At 44.9% G+C, this 20,096-nt stretch carries 18 protein-coding genes; 4 read left to right on the forward strand and 14 right to left on the reverse strand.

Translation table 11 applies throughout. From position 1 onward, the window contains the following. The first annotated feature begins 160 nt into the window (after positions 1-160). The 3 genes from AC1DLM_RS09355 to AC1DLM_RS09365 all read left to right on the forward strand — a co-directional run bounded on the left by AC1DLM_RS09355 (position 161) and on the right by AC1DLM_RS09365 (position 3,695). Entirely contained in the window at positions 161-2,446 is a 2,286-nt protein-coding gene (locus AC1DLM_RS09355) for an AraC family transcriptional regulator (protein WP_477569809.1), read from the forward strand. Next, a complete protein-coding gene (locus tag AC1DLM_RS09360; RefSeq protein ID WP_477569810.1) occupies positions 2,443-3,381 on the forward strand; it encodes a hypothetical protein in 939 nt (312 codons plus the stop codon). The genes AC1DLM_RS09355 and AC1DLM_RS09360 overlap by 4 nt, the downstream gene beginning before the upstream one ends. A gap of 74 nt (positions 3,382-3,455) precedes the next feature. Next, complete coding sequence (locus tag AC1DLM_RS09365) at positions 3,456-3,695, forward strand: NHLP leader peptide family RiPP precursor (RefSeq protein ID WP_477569811.1); 240 nt, start codon at positions 3,456-3,458, stop codon at positions 3,693-3,695. A gap of 41 nt (positions 3,696-3,736) precedes the next feature. On the opposite strand, the gene AC1DLM_RS09370 is transcribed toward AC1DLM_RS09365, so the two are convergent. The 12 genes from AC1DLM_RS09370 to AC1DLM_RS09425 form a co-directional block, all read right to left on the reverse strand. Further along, on the reverse strand, positions 3,737-5,644 hold the full coding sequence (locus AC1DLM_RS09370) for an ATP-binding protein (protein WP_477569812.1): 1,908 nt from the start codon (positions 5,642-5,644) through the stop codon (positions 3,737-3,739). Between the two features lie 139 nt (positions 5,645-5,783). Beyond that, positions 5,784-7,025, reverse strand: a complete 1,242-nt coding sequence (locus AC1DLM_RS09375; RefSeq protein WP_477569830.1) for an amidohydrolase family protein — start codon at positions 7,023-7,025, stop codon at positions 5,784-5,786. A 39-nt stretch (positions 7,026-7,064) separates the two neighbouring features. Then, positions 7,065-7,880, reverse strand: coding sequence for an ABC transporter permease (locus tag AC1DLM_RS09380; RefSeq protein ID WP_441989904.1), 816 nt, complete (start codon positions 7,878-7,880; stop codon positions 7,065-7,067). Between the two features lie 99 nt (positions 7,881-7,979). Further along, positions 7,980-9,323 (reverse strand): FAD-binding oxidoreductase, encoded by a 1,344-nt coding sequence (locus AC1DLM_RS09385; protein WP_477569813.1) that lies wholly within the window; start codon positions 9,321-9,323, stop codon positions 7,980-7,982. A gap of 20 nt (positions 9,324-9,343) precedes the next feature. Continuing rightward, positions 9,344-10,147, reverse strand: a complete 804-nt coding sequence (locus AC1DLM_RS09390; protein WP_477569814.1) for an ABC transporter ATP-binding protein — start codon at positions 10,145-10,147, stop codon at positions 9,344-9,346. A 38-nt stretch (positions 10,148-10,185) separates the two neighbouring features. Further along, positions 10,186-10,998: a creatininase family protein gene (locus AC1DLM_RS09395; protein WP_477569815.1), complete on the reverse strand. Its 813-nt coding sequence runs from the start codon at positions 10,996-10,998 to the stop codon at positions 10,186-10,188. 105 nt (positions 10,999-11,103) lie between these two features. Further along, positions 11,104-11,454 (reverse strand): NADPH-dependent FMN reductase family protein, encoded by a 351-nt coding sequence (locus AC1DLM_RS09400; protein WP_477569816.1) that lies wholly within the window; start codon positions 11,452-11,454, stop codon positions 11,104-11,106. A gap of 6 nt (positions 11,455-11,460) precedes the next feature. Next, positions 11,461-11,823 carry an NAD(P)H-dependent oxidoreductase gene (locus tag AC1DLM_RS09405; RefSeq protein ID WP_477569817.1) on the reverse strand — a complete coding sequence of 121 codons (363 nt, stop codon included), beginning with the start codon at positions 11,821-11,823 and terminating at the stop codon, positions 11,461-11,463. 9 nt (positions 11,824-11,832) lie between these two features. Continuing rightward, positions 11,833-13,212 carry an amidohydrolase family protein gene (locus AC1DLM_RS09410; protein WP_477569818.1) on the reverse strand — a complete coding sequence of 460 codons (1,380 nt, stop codon included), beginning with the start codon at positions 13,210-13,212 and terminating at the stop codon, positions 11,833-11,835. Between the two features lie 24 nt (positions 13,213-13,236). Then, positions 13,237-14,322, reverse strand: a complete 1,086-nt coding sequence (locus tag AC1DLM_RS09415; protein WP_477569819.1) for an ABC transporter substrate-binding protein — start codon at positions 14,320-14,322, stop codon at positions 13,237-13,239. A gap of 211 nt (positions 14,323-14,533) precedes the next feature. Further along, complete coding sequence (locus AC1DLM_RS09420; RefSeq protein WP_477569820.1) at positions 14,534-15,529, reverse strand: aromatic ring-hydroxylating dioxygenase subunit alpha; 996 nt, start codon at positions 15,527-15,529, stop codon at positions 14,534-14,536. 25 nt (positions 15,530-15,554) lie between these two features. Continuing rightward, positions 15,555-16,940: an amidohydrolase family protein gene (locus tag AC1DLM_RS09425; protein ID WP_477569821.1), complete on the reverse strand. Its 1,386-nt coding sequence runs from the start codon at positions 16,938-16,940 to the stop codon at positions 15,555-15,557. A 271-nt stretch (positions 16,941-17,211) separates the two neighbouring features. Between AC1DLM_RS09425 and AC1DLM_RS09430 the strand changes: the two genes are divergently transcribed. Next, the gene (locus AC1DLM_RS09430) at positions 17,212-17,673 is read left to right on the forward strand and encodes an Lrp/AsnC family transcriptional regulator (protein ID WP_171638062.1); all 462 of its coding nucleotides are present in this window, start codon (positions 17,212-17,214) and stop codon (positions 17,671-17,673) included. 670 nt (positions 17,674-18,343) lie between these two features. On the opposite strand, the gene AC1DLM_RS09435 is transcribed toward AC1DLM_RS09430, so the two are convergent. Together AC1DLM_RS09435 and AC1DLM_RS09440 are read right to left on the reverse strand one after the other, a co-directional pair. Continuing rightward, complete coding sequence (locus AC1DLM_RS09435; RefSeq protein WP_441992275.1) at positions 18,344-19,300, reverse strand: 3'-5' exoribonuclease YhaM family protein; 957 nt, start codon at positions 19,298-19,300, stop codon at positions 18,344-18,346. A 127-nt stretch (positions 19,301-19,427) separates the two neighbouring features. Next, positions 19,428-20,048, reverse strand: coding sequence for a hypothetical protein (locus AC1DLM_RS09440; RefSeq protein WP_441992274.1), 621 nt, complete (start codon positions 20,046-20,048; stop codon positions 19,428-19,430). Positions 20,049-20,096 lie beyond the last annotated feature (48 nt).

Consider the following 20,096-nt stretch of genomic DNA (forward strand, 5'->3'; position numbering starts at 1 on the left):
GAACCCACCCAAAATCGTCTAAACGGCATATGCACAATGTAAACTTTCATGGAGAATTCGGCGTTTATAGCGCTTTTTCAGCCCTTGAGCTCTCCGATTCCATTGCAAGCCGAATAAAGTTGGGATATACTTTTTTTACCAAAGGGGGGGGACGGATAGCATGATACTTCGAAATCAAGAGAGCAAATTTATGTATCGCAACATACTTCTCAGTATTGTTTTATCCATTGTCATTACCTTGCTTGTCTCCTCTACAATTCTTTATGTCAACTTCGACAATATTGCACTGAAACAAGTGTATGAATCCGACTCCAACTCCCTGCTCCAAACGAGTCAAGAAATTCGAACCATAACAGAAACTGCTACCTCCCTGTCATTTCAAATTTATCGTGATTTCGTCATCAGTAAATTGCTGTTTTACGATAAACCAGATATTTATGATGTCCAAGGCAGCATGGCGCAATTGAATTTATATCGGCTAGCGATGCCATTTATCGATTCCATTTATGTGTATAACGGAACCTCAGAGCTTTTCTACGTCAGCTCGAACAACTTTCAGAGCGGCATCCAAACAAAAGCCAACCTTGGCGATCCTGGCATGGTCGATATCCTTGATCATTTTCAGGATTACATTCCTTTCTTGCCGATTCMAAGAACCTTCAAGTCAACCAACGTCAGTACACTTCAAACAACAACTGTCGGGATCTATTCCTATTTGTGCTATGATGCCATCAATTTGAATAATTCCTTGAATTCAGCCGTTGTCGTCAATATCTCAGAATCATTCTTCAATAAATCATTGAAGAAAATTGCTAACAATCGGGCAAGCAACGAATTTATTATTAATAAAGAAGGAATTCTGATCTCCACCGATGGTTCTAATCCTGTCCTCTCCAATTATGCAGATAAAAGCTACATCCAGAAAATTATCGCCAATGCTTCTTCACCGGGTTATTTGGTCGATAAGGTCAATGAGAATCTGTCATTGATTTCGTATACAGCGCCTGATTCCCTAGGATGGCGTTACGTCCGTACAACCCCTTACACCATTATCACAAAAGAGATCAGAGACATGCGTCTCAAAACGATTTACATCTCCCTTAGCATTCTTCTACTTGGGCTGCTCATTTCGTTCTTCATGTCCAAACGATTATTCGGTCCCATTGATAAGGTCATTCGAAGCTTAAAAACGTTAGAAATCGAAAAGCGCGATAACTTGCAAATTTTACGACAAAATTTCCTGAGAAATATTATGCTGGGCAGAGACGCCTACCACCCTCAAGTCTTGAAATCGAAATTAACTTATTTCGGCTCCAAAATCACCATTGATCACCCTTCACTACTTCTCATGGTTAAAATTGATAAATATGAAGAAAACATTCGGACTTATAAAGATCAACTTACCTTGTTACGCTATGCCATCATGAATATCGGTACCGAAATCAGCGCCTCCACCTTTCACGCGGAAGGCATCGATATGGGAGATGATCATATTCTGTTGCTTCTCTCTGCGAAAGAAGCAGATTTCAAATGGGAACCTGTTGATTACACAGAGTTGCTCCAGAATATGCAAGCCTCCATCTCTTCCTTCATTAAATTATCCGTTTCGATTACAGTAAGCCCGCTGCAGGACGAAGCGATAACGTGCTTCCAACTTTATAAGCAGCTGCTGGAGGCTTCTTATCATCGTTTATTTAGAGGACATGGCTGTATCATATGGTCGGATGAAATTATTGCTTACCGTACCAAGGAGTACAAATTCCCATCGCAGAAGGAAAAACAGCTTGTCGATTGCCTCATGACAGGCGATTCGGAAGAGGCTGAACTGCTTTATACCGACATCGTGAATGAAACATCCCTATATCCTTACACGGTCGTCCATTTGGCCATTTCCCACCTGACTTTAACCGTTAATAATGTCCTAACGACGATCAACAAGAATAATGCGCTAGCCTTCCCCCTCTACTTGGATGCTGCTGTCGCTTCACTGAACCACGTCGAGACCATCGAAGAAATTAACGCGCAGTTCATTGACGTATTCAAGCAGCTTCAGAAAAAGCTAGATGAGAAAAGAAGCTCTAAGCATGTGGAGCTGATCAAGAAAATGAACGACATCATTGATCGGGATTATGCGAATCAGAACTTGTCACTGAACTCGATTGCCGATGAACTCGCGATGTCTTCCATTTATATTAGCCGCTTGTACAAACAGCACACGATGGCTGCCATTACCGATGTGATTCAAGATGTGCGGATGAACAAATCCAAAGATCTGCTTTTAAACTCATCGCTGTCCGTTGCTGAAATCGCAGAGAAGACAGGCTTCACGAGCKACTCTTATTTCTATCGCTTATTTAAAAAGTATAACGGAATCACACCGAACGATTTCCGTAAACAACTCAAATATGAAAATACGCTCCAACAGAAAGGAATTGAAGAACGATGAATTGGCTAAATGATCACAAGAATCAATTAAATCTTATTTTTGCAGAAGCAAAGGAAACTGTACGCCAATTTCCCTCTCCATTGGACCAGTTAGGACTTGCCTATTTAGCTAAGTTTGACCCCACTCACGAAGGTAGCAGCAAGAATTATATTTGTTATCTTCTTCCGTTTTGGATGAAAGACTTCTGCAAGCTGCCTGCGGAGTCGTTTAACAAGCTTTCCCTTGCAAATGTCTTCGTCATGCTGTACTACTTCATACAAGATGATATTATGGACGCTAGCAAAGGTGAACACGCAAGCAAGCTGCCACTCGCCAACTTATTCCATGTCCAATTCCTCTCGATTTATCGAGAGCTATTCCCTTCAGATTCCCCCTTCTGGGACTATTACGAATCCTACATCCTAGAATGGTCGAAAAGTGTCACAAATGAACGACAATCCGATTATTTCCACGAGGACAAATTTCAAATTGCCAAGAAAGCTAGTCCTGTTAAAAATGCCAGCACAGGAGCACTACTGCTTGCCAACCAAGATGATCTCATCCCTGTAGTTACCAATGCCGTTGAACAAACCCTTGTAACACTACAAATGTTGGATGACTGGTCAGACTGGGAAGAGGATCTAGCCGATGGATCGTATAATTGCTTAATAGCATCGATCCGCAAGCAATTGCAGCTTTCGACAATAGATACGCTATCACCTGAAATGATTAAGCAGCAACTCTATGTCCATGACTTCTTCGTCGATTACGGAAAGACTGCTGACTCTCACCACGAGCATCTACTAACCTTGTCAGTAGGCATGGAGCAACTGCTTGCTTTCCATGATTCTCTCGTGCAAAACATCCATCGGGAAGCCCAAGAAATTAAAGAACGAAGAGCGACTTTAGTCTCTGGTGGGTTCTACTATTTTTTGTCTAATTCTGATAGATTTTGATAGATTAATAGAAATGTTCGTGGTATAATTTTTCTTGTAGGAAAAATTACCCAAATGACTAGGAGTGATTACAAATGTCCACAAATGATAGCGTAAAAGCCCAAATTATTCAAAAAGCTTGGGAAGATGAAGCCTTTAAACAACAACTTCTAGCCAACCMGAGAGCAGCGCTTAAACAAGCATTTAACATTACACTTCCTGAAGACATCAAGGTTAAAGCTGTTGAAGAAACATCGACAGAATTTGTTCTAGTAATCCCTACAAATCCAGCTAAGATCTTAGTAGCATCTAATGCCGTAGAAGTAGTTTGGTAAAATAATAAAGGTGTCCCGCTCAATTAGCGGAACACCTTTTCTTAATTTACTGTCATATTGGGGAAACGTATAATCACTTCTGTACCTAAGAATCTTTGGCTTTTAAACTCGATATGCCCCTTCATAATCTCGATCAACCGAAACGTCACCATTAAGCCTAGTCCCGTTCCCTTCGTCTTCGTGGAATAGTAAGGCTCACCTAATTTCCTTAGTTGTATTGGCTCAATTCCCTCACCATTATCCTTAATATGTATGAAAACCTCTTCATCTTTTTCGTAAGCCCATATATGAATTTGCCCATCGACTTGGAAAGCTTCGATACTATTCTTGATAATGTTGATCAAGATTTGCTTAAGCTTTGATGAATTCCCGCAAATGTGTAAATCAGGAGGAACATTGACTATTATTCTCCCGCCATTCAGCGTTGCTAAGGGGACTATAATACCTTCAATCTGACTAATTTCTTTGCTCACATTCAATTCTACTAATTCGTCGAGCTGCGGCTTCGCAAATGTCAAAAAGTCTGTAATAATGACCGAAGCCCGATCTAATTCTTCGATGGCAATCGTCATATATTCCTTGTTCTTATCATCGGTTCTAGCGGCAACTAGCTGTAGAAACCCTCTGGTAACCTGTAATGGATTTCTAACTTCATGGGCGACCGAAGCCGCTAAGGAGCTAATCATCTCCATTTTCTCGGAAAGCTGCAGCTGATGATTATAAAATTCCAGTTCCTTTGAATAATTCGACATCTGCTCCTGATTGATTGCGAAACGTCTGCCCAAGATCACAATGAGAGCGATAATAAATCCAACCACACCAAATTTCCATAGGAAGAACTGATACTTTTGATTATTCGTGTAGTAAAGTATGAGATCGAAGATCCCCATTAAGGCAAATATAGCGAAGCCCGAAGAGAAAATGACAGCCTCTCTGTTGCCTCGAATGACATAAACGATGGACAAACCAATAATTAATATAAATTGGAAAATCATAATCACACTTAACAGGGTGAGTGAGAAAAAGATATATATTCCTATGAATTTATAGTGATTCAGCTGATTAAATACCATAAAAATAAGGCAGAAAGCCGAATACCCTATCTGAAATTTCCGAAAAATACGGATCCATTTAAATTTGCCATTATCGAATATTTTCTCAAAAAAATAAGTAAGTGAGGCTAATAATACGGCTAAAGAAACATCAAAAGTGTTCAAGATTAAAGCACCGAAAGGTGTGAAATTTGCATAAAGAAAAGGCGAGTAGGTAAGAAAGATCGTACCTAATGTAAGAATGATGAGACTAAGTGAAATCCAGCTTGCCCGTTGTTTCTGTTTGAGAAAGAAGGAACAAATTAGCATAATGACAGAAATGAATAGAAAAGCAAACCCGAGAATGATATTCTGCAAATCGCGAAATATGATTGTATGTGTCAGGGAAGTATAATGATCCAATCGGATATCGGAATGTATGCCCAATCGGTCCATGCTAGTCTGAAGTTTTAAATAGACACTTCCCCCTCCATCCTCTGTGCTTATAGGCAGCAAGCTCCGCTGCTCATCGTAAAGAAAGTCAAATGTCACCTGATTAAGTAATCTATCACCTATGTAAACCGATACCTGTTGTGCATATATACCGTCAATATATATGCCGTAGTCCTTCGGAAGCTGATCTGGCAAATGGATACGAACCCAAGCAGTAGAAACATCTTTTGGTTTGTCCGGCATTTCCGCTCCGCTCTTGATCGTCATCCATTGAGCTTTATCTGACGAAGTTATGATATCTTGAATCTTATCATCGGGCCCCCCCCACTTCATCTCCCAGTTTGGAATCGTTTTCGCACCATCAGGTTGCTCCGCCATCACATGATTTGCCATAAATAATAAGCCAAATATGATAATTAACCCTATTTTCCACCGCAAATGATGTTTTTGAAGCCATTGTTGCATGCATTCACCTTCCCCCCAAATGACTGTAAGTAATTTACATTAATTGAATTCGACGGGGTTATGTGCTTTCCTTCTTAACAAAGTAAACATTCTACAAACAAAATGAAACGCTCGCCTCATTCCAACAGGCGAGCGCTCCTTAATTATCAGTGAACCAAAACGTTTTGGCTGGTAATGTTTCGGTAATGAGTTGACCCTGGCTAACGACATTACGGCACGGAGACTGCCCGCGAATAAGATCCATTGCCGTCTCGCCAGGAAGCATAATGAAACTAGCAGGTAGACCTAATCCAATACCGTAATCCTTAATCTGTAACGTCCGGGCGGCTCGCAGGGTAATCATCCGAACAAGCTCAGCTAGTTCTTCGCGCCCCGTCATATGAGCAAGATGTGCAGCCATATGAGCCGCTTGCAACATATTTCCCGTTCCTAAAGGATAGAATGGCGTCCGAATATCATCATGAGCAATGCTTACATTGATACCGGCTTGCCACATCTCCTTGATGCGAGCAATACCACGACCTTTGGGATTGCTATCGAATCGCCCTTGCATCGCGCTATTGATCAGCGGACAGCATACGATATGAATGCCTGATCTAGCCACGAGGCCTAATATTTTCTGAAAGTAAGCTTCGCTATAGTAGGCTGTCGCATTCACATGTGCGGCAGTTACTCGTTCTCTTAAGCCTGAACGAAGGGCTAAATGAGCAACGTTTTCTATGAATGTGGAATGTGGATCATCCATTTCATCACAGAATACATGAACGAAGCATCCATGCTTTTCCGCAATCCGGAAGCAGATTTCCAAGGATGCTTTTCCTTCTGATCGCGTAGGCTCCAGATGCGGGACTGCACTTATGCCGTCGGCACCAAGCTCCAAGGCTAGCTCGAGCCTTCGTTCATTATCTGGACAGGCACGAATCCCCTCCTGCGGAAAGGCGATAACCTGCACATCCATACAAGGCTTCACACGCTCACGAAGTGCTAGTATTGCTCTTAATGCAGTTAGACTTGGATCTGATATATCCACCATCGATCGTACATGAAGGACTCCCGATGCGATTTGCATCCGAAGCACCTTCTCTGCGCGTACCATGACGTCCTCATACGTGAGTGTCCGCTTTCGTTCCTGCCAAAGATCAATCCCTTCGAACAGTGTACCACTCTCATTCCAAGCAGGCTCCCCCGCAGTTAAAACAGTATCTAGATGAATGTGCGACTCCACGAAAGGCGGCAGCAGCAAGTGCCCCGTCCCATCAACCTCTCGCTCGCCATGATCGGCAACTTCACCCATCGCGACAATTTTACCGTTGGCCACACCGATATCTATAGGTCCTTGGAACTCGTGATCACCGAGTAAACGCACTTGACGATAGACCATATCAAGCAAGTTAATCACCTCATATCTAGAGCTGCGCGATTAATTATCACGCTTCATTTCAGACTCGTGCCAGGAGCTTAGGAGCCATTTGGCAAAGGCGTTCACCAATAGGAAGAAAACAATCCCCAGCGCAGAAGCGGATAGCCCGCATGCGAACAAGTATGGCGTCTTTAATCGCGCAGCCGCATACGTGATGGCATAGCCTAATCCGCCTTGCCCCCCGCCAATTCCGGCAATGTATTCACCGACAATGGCACCGACAACAGACAAGGTACAAGAAATTTTCAAACCCGCCACAATATAAGGAAGCGCGGCTGGAATACGAAGTTTCCACATCGTTTGAAAGCCATTGGCATTATACAAATAGAATAAATTACTCATATTTTGATCTGTCGAATTGAGTCCGATTAAGGTATTGGACAGCATCGGGAAGAACCCGATTAGGAACGTAATGATCACGATCGCATTCATGCCTGCATCGAACCAGATCACGATCAAAGGTGCGATCGCAACAATTGGAATCGTTTGTAGGATAATAGCGTAAGGATACACGCTTTTCTCAATCCATTTTGAGCTTGCAAGCAGAATTGCACCCGCTATGCCTAGGATAATACTGAGAATAAATCCAAGTACAGCTTCGAAAGTTGTCGTTCGCACGGATACCCAAAGACCGCTCCTATTCTCGATAGCGGCTTTCACAATATCCGATGGTTTAGGTACGAGATAGACTGGCGCATGCGTCAAGGCTGCGATCAGCTCCCATCCGCCAATAAAGACTACGAACGCAACGAAAGGCGGCAGCAGCTGTTTGAGCAGCATCAACAAACGGCGACTAAATGACACGCCCTCCTCCATGCGACTCATCCAAGCTGCACGTTCACGAGCGGGAAATATTTCATCAGGTAGTATTTGTAGGTACTTCGAATCGACAGCCATTGCACATATCCCCCTTCTTTATGACTTACAAATGATTTTGCCAGGATTGAGAAGCCCCTTCGGATCATTCTCCCGTTTCTTGCGTTCCATACTGCCCACTTCGCCTCGACCACCTTGGTCGAGCACCCAGGTATGGGGATCAAATATTTTGACACCAATAGATTCAAAAAATTCGATGATTTCGTATAAGCGTTCTTCCGTTGTAAACCTTACAACAGGAAGGGCTGTAGGCGTCACCGCTCCGCCACTGCGCACCCATTCGACATGCAGATAGACTTCGTCTCTGTACTTCGATTTGATTTGCTTTATTTGTTCTAAGTAGCTATCCACTTTAAATCCTGCTTGCAGATACGTCATCGATGCGTCTGTCTTCATCGCCCACAAAGTCGTATGGTTCCATGTAAAGTCGGATACACCTATCGTTTTACGGTAGTTTTCGGCCTCGATCACATGACCGATATGTCCCCCAAATTGCTTCGCAAGCACATCTACTAAGCGCAGTGTTTCTTCCGCAAACTCCAACATAACAGCAGCCATTTCTGGCATAATTACTTTGCTAAAGGGCACAAAATAGGAAGGAATCGGCCATTCCATCGGTGCTATGAGACGTTTGGGAATCGCTTCTTCACGGGCGAGAGCCTCACCAAACTGCATCGCCTGCTCAAAAGTAGGGAATTGCGCAATGGCTTGTGTCCACTCAGTCCGCGGAGAAAGTGGAATGGTAACCTCCGTCAAAATGCCCGTAGTCCCGTAATTATGGATATAGTTAAACAATTCGGGACCTGTAACAACGAGGCGCTGTGGTGTTGCTTCCATCGTATAGATCACGGCCTCATGGACGTTGCCATCCCATAGATTGCCATGTGTGATTGAACCAATTCCACCTGAACCACCGCTCACGAAGCCTCCAACCGTCGCTTTTACATACGTACTAGGGTATATGCGAATTTCTTGCCCAACTTCACGTGCTTTCTTATCCATAACACCTAGACGAACACCGCATTGAAGGCKGGCAAAGCCAAGTCCAATCTCCAGGATTTCATCCATGCGGCTTAGATCTAGGACGATCCCTTTCTGTAAKGGAACGGCCTGACCGTAATTGCCAGTCCCAGCACCGCGTACCGTCACAGGAATGCCATGGCGATAGCCAAAAGCCAAAGCCTTGGACACTTCGTCTTCATTACGGGGCAGCACGACGACATCAGCCGATGCGATCCCCTCCAGCCTACGATTAAGTACAGGAGAGTACCAATAATAATCCTTGGAAAGCTTATCTCTTGTTTCTTGATCGATGGATACGATTTCTTTCCCTAACTGCTCTTCGATCTGATGAACCCAGGTAACTTCCGCTTCTGTGGACATACTGTCTTCACCCTCTCGTCTTAATGGTCCAAAGCGTCATTCACAATGCGCACTAAATCGCTGAATTGTGTTGTAGTTCGATACGTTTCATCCCTTGGAAAAGGAACTGGAATATCAATACGTGCTGAGATTTTACCAGGTCGAGGTGTCATAACAACGACACTTGTTGATAGGAACACCGATTCGAACACATTATGTGTCACGAACAGCACGGTCATCGATTTATCCTGCTGCCAAATATTGAGCAGCTCCATTTGCAAGGTTTGACGTGTAATTTCGTCCAACGCACCGAACGGTTCATCCATCAGCAGCAGCTTCGGCCTCGAAATTAGCGCACGCGCGATGGATACGCGCATTTTCATACCACCTGAAAGCTGCCTAGGCAGCACTTTCATGTAATCCTTCAACCCAACAAGTTCAAGCACTCGCTCCGCTTCTTGTTGTTGGGTCTTCTTATTCACTCCGCGTAATTCCAGCGGAAACTTCACATTCGCTTCAACTGTCGACCACGGTAAGAGCGTATGATCTTGAAACACAAAAGCGATGTCACTTTGCTTGCGCGCTTCCTTCGGAGTCGTTCCAAAGACATCCAACGAGCCTTTGCTTGGTTTGGATAAGCCTGTAATGATCTTGAATATCGTCGATTTCCCGCAACCCGATGGGCCTACAAAGCATAAAAATTCACCTTCTTGAATGGTCAGGTTGACATCCTGCAAGGCAATCGTTCCGTTCGGGTAGGTCTTGGAGAGATTCGTCATACTCACGAAAGTAGAACCTGCGGTTTGTCGGCTAGCTGTATCAATCAGAGAAGAATTTTTCGACATGGTTGTCATCCCCTATACGTGTTTATGGTTTATCCAATCTACTTGCTAATTTTGAGAGATTGCATATCGAAGTCTTGGAATGCCAGCAGCGCCTCTGCGATATAAGTCCCATACTTTTCCGTCATAGCCACACCTTTGGCTATTGTTGCTGCCGTGGCATCTCCGGATACGCCAGTATGAGAGAGATCATCCATCACCCAAGCGAAGGCGCGATTCCGAAGTGCCAAATAACGGGACTCCGGGTAATTCGGGTACTCCGTTGGCGCTACATCCATGTTCACCCAATGCGGCATTGCCGCCATGACGATGGATGTTTCCATATCACCGGCATGAATGCCCGCCTGCTTCTCCAGCGGTGTTATCCATTCATCAGCACCGCCGAGCCCGCCTGGATCTAAGCGAAACACAGCTAAACCCGTTTCGATGCGAATTTCTCTGCCCATCATGTTCAACAGATCGGTATTCCCGCCATGCGAGTTAACGAGAACGAGCTTCTGAAAACCGCTTCGCCGCAGGCTTTTGGCAATATCCATCACAACAGCCATTAACGTTGTTGCCGATAAGGTGATGGTTCCTGCATGACCTAGATGCTCTGTGCTCTTCCCGTAGGGGATGGCTGGCAGCAACCATATATTCGCTTCATCAGGAAGCTGCTCGAAAGCTTCTGTCAATAATACTTCCGAGATTAACGTGTCAGTAAACACCGGCATATGTGGACCGTGCTGCTCAACAGCTCCGACTGGCAGTACGATTAACGCATTTTCTTTGGGAATCTCAGCCACTTGTAGTTTACTAAGGCGTGGGAAGAAGCACTGATCCCAGGCTTCCCCTTGATAACGATTGAATGTCATGCTGAGTACCTCCTGTAAGATGGGTCATCTATTTGCGAAAAAAGAACCAAGCTCTTCAAAGAGGGGTTCCTTCTGCTTTCCAATTTTAAATGTTGCAGGAATGCCTTATACTTTCTTTTGAAACTGCTTGATGGCAGCCGCAATGTCCGCCACTCGCTCACCTAATCGCGCTGCCATCAGCAGCTCTCTAGGATCTGGCGAAAGTGAACTATCCGGCCCAGCTAAAGTGGAAGCCCCATAAGGCGAGCAGCCGATTGCATCAGCCGTTAAGTACTCCGGATTTTCCGAATAAGGCAATCCCACGAAAATCATACCAAAATGAAATAAGGGGACCATCGCGGTTAATATCGCTGCTTCATGTCCCGTATGGATGGACGCTGTACTATTAAATATGCCGGTCGGCTTGCCTTCAAGGGCACCCTCGATGCAAAGCTCACCAGCCATCTCAAGGAACAATTTAACTTACGCCGGCATCGAGCCGTAATACGTCGGGAAACCCCATAGGATGCCGTCAGCCCAACGCAAATCATCATTTGTTGCGATTGGGATTTCTTTTTGCAGCGCTAGCGTAGCTTCGTACTTCTGATAACGATCCGTTAGACGAAATTGCTTGGATAACGTAGAGGCGCTAGATGTCTTCTCCTTCGTCGCAGGACGTCTGTCTTTATCAGGTGTGATCACACGATTCACATCTGCAGCCATTTCGGGTATACGAACAATTCGTACAGGATGCGCACCTGATTGGCTGGCACCATCTGCAACGGCTTGCGCCATCTGATACACGTGGCCAAAGGCACTGTAATAAATGACCAACAGATTAGCCATCTTGACGGTTCACCCTTTCGCGAATTCGGGCTTTTGGAACGATACAGCTTCACTTGCCTTTTGCCAGAATTGAGTTAAGGTATTGTTGTTCCACCCAGCTTTCGTGCCAGGGGATCTGACGAAGCGTCCTTGGCTGTACACCCATCTGCGTTCAGGGAGCATTGTAAAGATTTCTTCGGTTGAACTACCATCTACAATGACGAAATTGGCTGGATAACCTTCTGTAATTCCATAGGCAGAAAGTCCAAGAACCTTTGCGGGAGCTTCCGTGATCATCCGCAGCAATGTGCGTAGATCTGCGGGTCTGCCCATATGCGCAGCATAGGAAGAGATCAGTGCTATTTGAAGTAAATCCCCTCGCCCGAAAGGGTGGAAAGGATCATGAATATTGTCCGATGCAACTGCGATTGGAATGCCTCTCTCATGAATTTGCTTTAAGCGAGTGACACCTCTTCTCACAGGAAATGAATCATGTCTGCCTTGCAAATACAGGTTAACAGCAGGCAAGGAAACTGCCTTTAGCTTGGCCTCTGCCATCTTGTCAATGATGCCGCCTGCATCTTCATCGGTCATCGAGGCTAATGCACACAAGTGATCTACGGTCACTCTGCCCTCGTAGCCTGTTTCTTTCGTGCGCTCTGCTACATATTCAACAGTTCGCATCTGCGGATTATCTGTCTCATCACAATGGAGGTCGATCGGAACATCGTATTTCTCTGCCATTTTGAAAATAAAATCAATGTCTTCCTTCGGTGTTAACGATAAATGCGGTGCACCACCGATACCATCCACACCCATTCGTAAGGCTTCCTCAATGGCTTCATTATCCAGCGACATGAAATTGTAGGGACACATCGGGAAAAGCTGCAACGTCATGTAAGGTGCTAATGCCTCTTTGGCTTCCAATGCGGCTTCGATTGTGCGTAATGCGATGTCTCGTGAAAATCGAAGATTAAAATCCAGATGCGTGCGAATATGCGTAGTCCCAAATGATAGAGCCTGCAGTGCCGATCGCATCATTCTGGCTTTGATCTCGTCTTTCGAGAACGTTGGCGATGCGGCCGAGTAATTGCGAACCGCCTCTTCCAACGTACCGCTGATATTCTCCACGGTGGTTAAGGAAAACGCTTTGTCGAGATGCATATGCGAATCCACAAAGCCTGGAAGCAAAATTTTACCTTCAAGATCTAGCGTTGTCATGCTGGACGTTTCTACATGTTGTTCAGGATTCCATGACTCGAGCGAGGTTGAAATGGGTGCAGCGGCATCTGCTTCTTGTATGCGAATATGTGTCCAATTCCCATCGCGAATCGAGAGACGATATAATTCCCCTTCATTTAATAATGGCAATCTGACGTTACATAGATCGATGTTGTTGTTAGAAGCCAATGCCGCCACCTCCCGAAGTTTTGTTTATTTTTTAGGCAAGAATTGTGTCGTGAACACTTTATCAATATTCTCAGCAGTCTTCAGTACGCCTACTTCAACTAATTGCTTCTGCACTTCTTCCCATCTCTCTTTGGTCATAATGCCTGTGCCTTTGGTCGCTGCATCGCCACCGAAAACAAAGTCCATTTCCTTCGCTGCGCTGTATTTCATCATGTCGAGGCCCATGTCTGGATTCTTCGTTTGAATGCTTGGATTGATCTCATCGGAATGATCTTTGTAGTAATCCCAACCCTTCACCGTCGCTTCAACGAAGGCTTTGACTTGATCTGGATGCTCTGCGATCATCTTCTCTGTCGTGAAGTACACGCCTGCGTAAATTTTATAACCAGAATCGGCAACAAGCAGCGTACCGTATTCAACCTTTTGTTGATCCATCGTGAATGGCTCTGAGGTCACATAACCTTGCGTTAGCGCCGTTTTGTCACTCACAAAGTTCACTAATTGACCTGTATATTTCATTTCTTGTGCATTTGTTAATTTGTATTTGTTTTTGATAAATTGCCAGAAGCTCGCCGTGGAGGCTACGTACACTTTGTGAGTATTTAAATCCCCGAAATCTTTCACACCGGAATCTTTATGATAAAACAGGGCTTGCGGACTCTTTTGCATCGAGGTTGCAATCGCTACGACAGGTATTCCTTCTTGTCTGGCTACCAAAATGTCATCACCGTTCGCCATCCCGAATTGTGCTTTACCAGAAGCTACAATCTGTGTAGCGGATACTGAAGGACCACCTGGCATCACTGTCATATCGAAACCTGCATCCTTGTAATAGCCTTTCGACAATGCTGCGAAATTCCCACCGTGCTCAGGCTCCGCGAACCAATTCAACACCACCGTTGCTGGAACAATCGGTTTGGCGGCTGGTGCCGCTGATGCTGCAGGAGAAGCAGCCGCCGCCGTAGTTGGTGCTGCTGTTGGCGCTGACGAGGAAACGGGAGTACTTGAACTTCCACATGCGGCTAACAAACTAGAAATCATCACTAAACTTAGGGATACAGCAGCTGGGCGTTTCGTTGCAAGTGCAAGAGTACGTTGAAATCGTTTCATAGTTAACTTCCCCTCCATATTTGGTTTTCTATGTCTACAAATCTTGTTTAACCTTGAGTCAAATATACGTTTCACGGCTTGTCTCCGTCAACGAATAGACTGACGTTTTGTATTTTCACACAATAAAAGTACGGCTTTTTATTACTTTTACAACTTTAATATTATTGTAAAGTGAATAATACCACTTAAAACCGAACATTATGTCTTAGAGCTAAACTGTCCCGACCACCACACCTAATTCTCTTAGCCAACGACGATATGCAATTGAGAAACGATCAACCTTATGATTCAACTCGACTTGCAGATCTAGAGGCAGCAACTCAGGTTTCTGGGTCTCAATGACTCTAGCATCCTGCTCAAACACGATGTCTTGGAATTTAATGAAATTCGCGTCATCCACGTCGTAGGCATAGTTACGTGAAACCATCATGAAGACAACACATTCTTCAGCAGCTACAGGCAGTACGGTGAGCATAATCCATAACGTTTGACCATTACTTGGATCCGCCTTCGATAGCCTAGCTGACAATGGCCGATACACTTCCTTCCTATAGACATAAGTAGTACCCTCACTTTTATCCGAACCCGAATGTGCAACAGGCTGGAAAATCGGAATATTTTCGATATAGATGCGATTCTCTTCCTTCACAACCTGGAAATCAGGAAGCTCAGCATAGTCTGGGTGACCCAGTAAATCTTGATGAACGAACATTAAGTGAGCGAAGTCTGTGAAATTTTCAATGACTCGCGTCCCTGCTGCAGCAACCTTATAAGGCCCGCACGGAAGTGGGTGATACTCGAGATTCGCAAACTCTTCAAAATGCGGGATCGGGGCTGCAGGTTCACCAATACATACCCAAATGAAGCCATATTTCTCTTCACAGGCGTACGTCACGGCTTTCGCGCGAAGCGGAATTTTCTCTCCTTTGGGTTGTGCAGGAATACAGACACACTGTCCTGAGGAGTCGTACTGCCAACCATGATACGGACAGACCAGCACATCATCCTTGACCCACCCTTTGGATAACATAGCTCCGCGATGGACGCAGAGATCTTGCATGGCGTGAACGCCTCGGCTAGAGCGGTAGAGGGCTACTCTTTCTCCTAAAATGATGACACCAACTGGCTGATCTTTCAGCTCAGATGCAAGGTACACCGCATGCCAATCATTTTCAAGAACGGGATCATGTAGACGTTGTAATGCCATAGAATTCATCCTCCTCTTATTGAACCTATATTTGATTCGCGAAAATAGGATACTGCCCCGCTAACTTGCTCCTAAGTATGTCAACTCTGGCTTGTGCTCTTTTTAAAATTTCCTGCTCATCAATCCATGTGCTCTTCCCATGTTCCACAACGACTTGCCCGCCTACCATTACCAAATCGACGTCGTTGCCGTTCGCATTATAGACAAGTGCTGAAGAAGCCCGATGCACGGGACTTATATGGGCTTTCATCATATCAACTGTCACAAGATCTGCTTTCTTCCCTGGTTCGAGGCTGCCTAGATCTTGGCTTCGCCCAACAGCCTTTGCGCCATTCACTGTTGCCATTCTCAGCACATCCATCGGGGGCAGCAATGTGGCATCCAACTCATTCACCTTGTGCAAGCACGCAGTAAACTTCAGCACTTCGAGATTATCTTGGCAGTTGTTGCTGCCAGGGCCATCTGTTCCTAAGGCAACATTGATGCCCATCCGTAGCATCTCAGGTACCCGAGCAACACCGGAGGCTAGGTACATATTGGAAACGGGACAATGGATGACGGATGCTTGCTTTTCTTTGATGAGGTCGAGCTCTCCGTCGTCCAGCCAAACACMATGAACAACCTGTGTTTGATCGCCGAGTAAGCCAACTTCATTTAACAGTTCCAAATTTCTAAGGYCGTATCGCGCCATTGTCGTGTCGATTTGTCCACTCGTTTCTGCGACATGTACATGAGAAATGAGCTTGCGATCTCGACTGAACACGGCTGCTTGTTCGAGATATTCCCGGGAGCAACCGTATAAATTGAGTGGTCCTAGTGCGATTCGGATGCGGCCATTTCCTGCACCTTCCCACTGATCAAGCAATTGATCTGTGGCGTTGAAAATCTGTTCACTTGTCTCTCGCAAACGTACTTCCCCTGCAAGGTCGGAGCCTCCTCGTGCCAAATGTCCACGAATCCCCGAATCCACCATCGCCCTCAGCACGCTGGCATCATTCTCTGGATATGTGTGGATGTAATGATGATCCATCATATAGGTAGCGCCTGATTTCAGATTCTCAATACACCCGATCAATGCGGCTAAATAGAAATCCTCCGGTTCCATCGCAAGACTCATCGGCCAAATGATCTCTTTCAGCCACTGGGCTAATGGGGAGTGATCGGATACGCCTCGCATGAATGTTTGAAACAGATGCGTGTGGCCATTCACAATGCCAGGAATAACCACTTTCCCCTCTGCGTTGTAACGGTAGGAGGCATCTGTGAGAAGATGATCTAAGCTGCCATCTGACTTCCATTCGCCAACTTCACAGATGACATCGTGTTCCATGTACACATAGCCTGGCTTGAACATTTGGTTCGTGGCATTCATCGTCAGGACGGTTCCGTTGTAGATGAGTTTTTTGGTCATGCGGCAGCTCCTCGTGTCATATTAAGTAACATAGTTTATTGGTCGATATTATTTATGTTATATTAATTAACATGATTATATGTACACTTTCGAAAATCGTCAACACCAAATGTAAATGTATAATTGATAAATAGTTACGTTTATCCATTTTTCATGTGATACTATGTTAACAATAGTTATTTTATAGGTGAATTTAGTTGCGAATTATGAAAATCGCAAGGAAAACTGAGCAATTGTATATATTTTAAGATTATGAAGTGGAGTGATGTTCATGTTAGATTTACACGATCTCGATCCTGTCGATCAAGAAATTATTAAGTTGCTGCACGAGAACAGCAGAATGTCCTATGCGAAAATCGGTGAGATTTTGAATCTATCGCGAGTCGCGATTCAAAAGCGTGTTGAAAACCTTATTGATAATGAAATTATCGAGAATTTTACGATTCGCTTGAATGCAACGAAGCTAGGGAAGGTAGTTAGTGCTTTCTTTGAAGTGGAAGTGGAGCCGCGCTACGCCGAGGAAGTTGGAAACACACTTTCGGCGGACCCGAATGTGGTGTCGATCTACCAAATGACGGGAACCAGTTCCTTACATATGCATGCCTTATTGAAGGATGATGCTGCGCTGGAGGAATTCCTCTATAAGAACATCTACAAGCTGAATGGCGTTGTACGCGTGAATACACAAATGGTGATCAAAAGATTCAAACAAGGGACCGGTTTAGAGCTTTGAATCGTGGGAGGGACTGCGGCACACCGCTGAGAACTAGCGTTGATGTGGCGTGGCTATTGGGCAATCCGTAAAGTATTGTCGATCGAGGATAATAGTTGACCATTGAGGGTTCGTCGAGGAGGAAAGATTGGCTACTCAATCGGCGCTTGTGGCTGAAGGTACTGTTGATGGGAGTGGGAATAAGGGAGTTGGTGAGGTGAAGGCTTGAGAATATTGCTGCTGAGTATGAGAGATGTGGCAGGCTTGGGTGTTAAGTAGTATTATTTAGCCCTMTCAGACCTCTAAGACGTCTCAAACCTCTCAAACCTCTCAAATTTCTCACCCCCCTCAGACCCCTCAGACCMAATTAACTGGAAAAACTCCAGCTATTTCGTCAGTTTTGAGTTTGATTTGGCGAATAAATGGAAAAAGTACATCTAATTCGCTCGATTCTGTTGATTTCGGTGTTTTCGGCTGAAAATAGCTGTATTTTTTACAGTTATTTCAAATAAAGTGAAGAATACTATGAAATTAGCTACATATTTTCCATCTATTTACCTTTAGTGGACCGATTAGGTTGGGGGTCGGGGTCGAGGGTGCTATAGGCGGCGTTGCGGTGAATTAACACCTCCACCAAACACAAAAAGCTGTTTCCAAGTAGATTTCTCAACTTGGAAACAGCTTTCCCTTATTACAGCTTCAAGCGATACATCGCTTTGTTTTCCAACCCACGGATCATCGGCGTCCATGAATCGGACTCCGGTGTGACAAGGAGCGTGTCCTCGACCATTTGCAGCTTCGCATCCATCGAGTCGATGTAATGTAGAGCGACTGCCTCTGGTAGCTGCGGCAGGACCGGACTTCCCCACTCCGGCAAGTTGTGGTGGGAGAGGACAATATGTTGCAATCCAATGACGAGGTCGGATTGAAGATCTAATTCAAGGTGCAGAGCAGCCTCCGTAATCCAGTTGGACGCCATGGAGATGTGACCCAGCAGCTTCCCTTGCACGCTATAGTCGGAAACGATACCGAGCTGCGCGATCATTTCTTCTGGCTTCGCAATGTCATGAAGGATGATGCCTGCTTTGATCAAGTCTGCATTAAGAAATGGACGCTGTTTGCAAACAAACTCACCAAGCTCCAGCATACGTACGATATGATACGCTAGTCCTGCGAAATACGCATGATGATGCGTCTTCGCCGCTGGATAATGATCAAGCTTGTCCCCAACCTTTGCCACGCAAAACGAAACGATAGACCGTATCGTTGGATTCGTAATACTCGCCAACACGCCATTAATCGTATGAATCAAATCGGCTGGACTGATCGGCGCAGAACGAATAAAATCAGTGATTTGCACGCCATCTTCCGGCAATGCTTTGCGAATTTTCCCAATCTTCACTTGCAAGCGTTCGCGGTACAATTGAACAAGTCCCTGCACCTTCACTAAGGTCATTGGGAAAAAGGTCTCTTTATCCGCAGCGCTGACGTCCCACATTTTGGCGGATACTTGTCCGCTCGCATCACAGAGTACAATATCCATGAAATCTTTGGCAGGTGTTGTATTGGTTTGTTTGACTTCCAACTCTTTTATTAAATAGAAACCTGTAAATTCATCTGGCGCTTGTAAATGTTTAATTAATGTCATGTGTGTGCCTCCAATAATCAATAGGAACATTATACTACGAAATGCTCCTAATTGATTAGTGGTAACCTAGAAATTTATGTTTTTTCCGTTTCACCATCTACTGAGAAACACAAGGCTTAAGGCGCTTTCACATGACATACTCACGAAAAACCTCATTCAGATACACATATTTGCTCGTTGGATATTTGAACCCTAGGAAAAAGCCAGAGAAATCAATCTGAACAGAAACAAGTCTTCGACTCGTCACTGTGCTTCGTATCACATGATTTAATAGGGTCTCATTCTGCGTATTGATTGCCTTCACTATCAACGCCGCGTAACTCGGATTGCAAATAATTTCCCGATATAAGGGAATGACTGCCTTCGCAATCGTACGATTAATCGTGGAACTGAATGTGGACTGCACTTGACCTGGACGAATCGTCGTCCCATTCGTGATCACAAGAAGCGGTTTCGGCAACGGCAAATCGACGAACCACCCCACGCCATTCGACGCCAATGCCGAAAGTGGCTCTGATCCGATGACGGAGCGAAGCAGCTTATTCATGCGTGCAATATCAGTCTCCCGCACAGCCTTCGCCCATTGGATGGAGTACGTACGGCTGCTCGCCAACTTGCGATAGAAAGGCAACATGACCGTCGCGACTTTGCGAATGGCAAATACGCGTTGTTGGATTGGCTTAGCCACGTGCAAACTAGCTTTTCTATTAGTTTTGACAAGCCCCTGACCCGTTCCGTATATAATCATCTGTATTCACACTCCCCAATCACCCTTTTAAAGTAGACTATTGCTCAT

The organism is Paenibacillus sp. 01T442 (assembly GCF_056398345.1).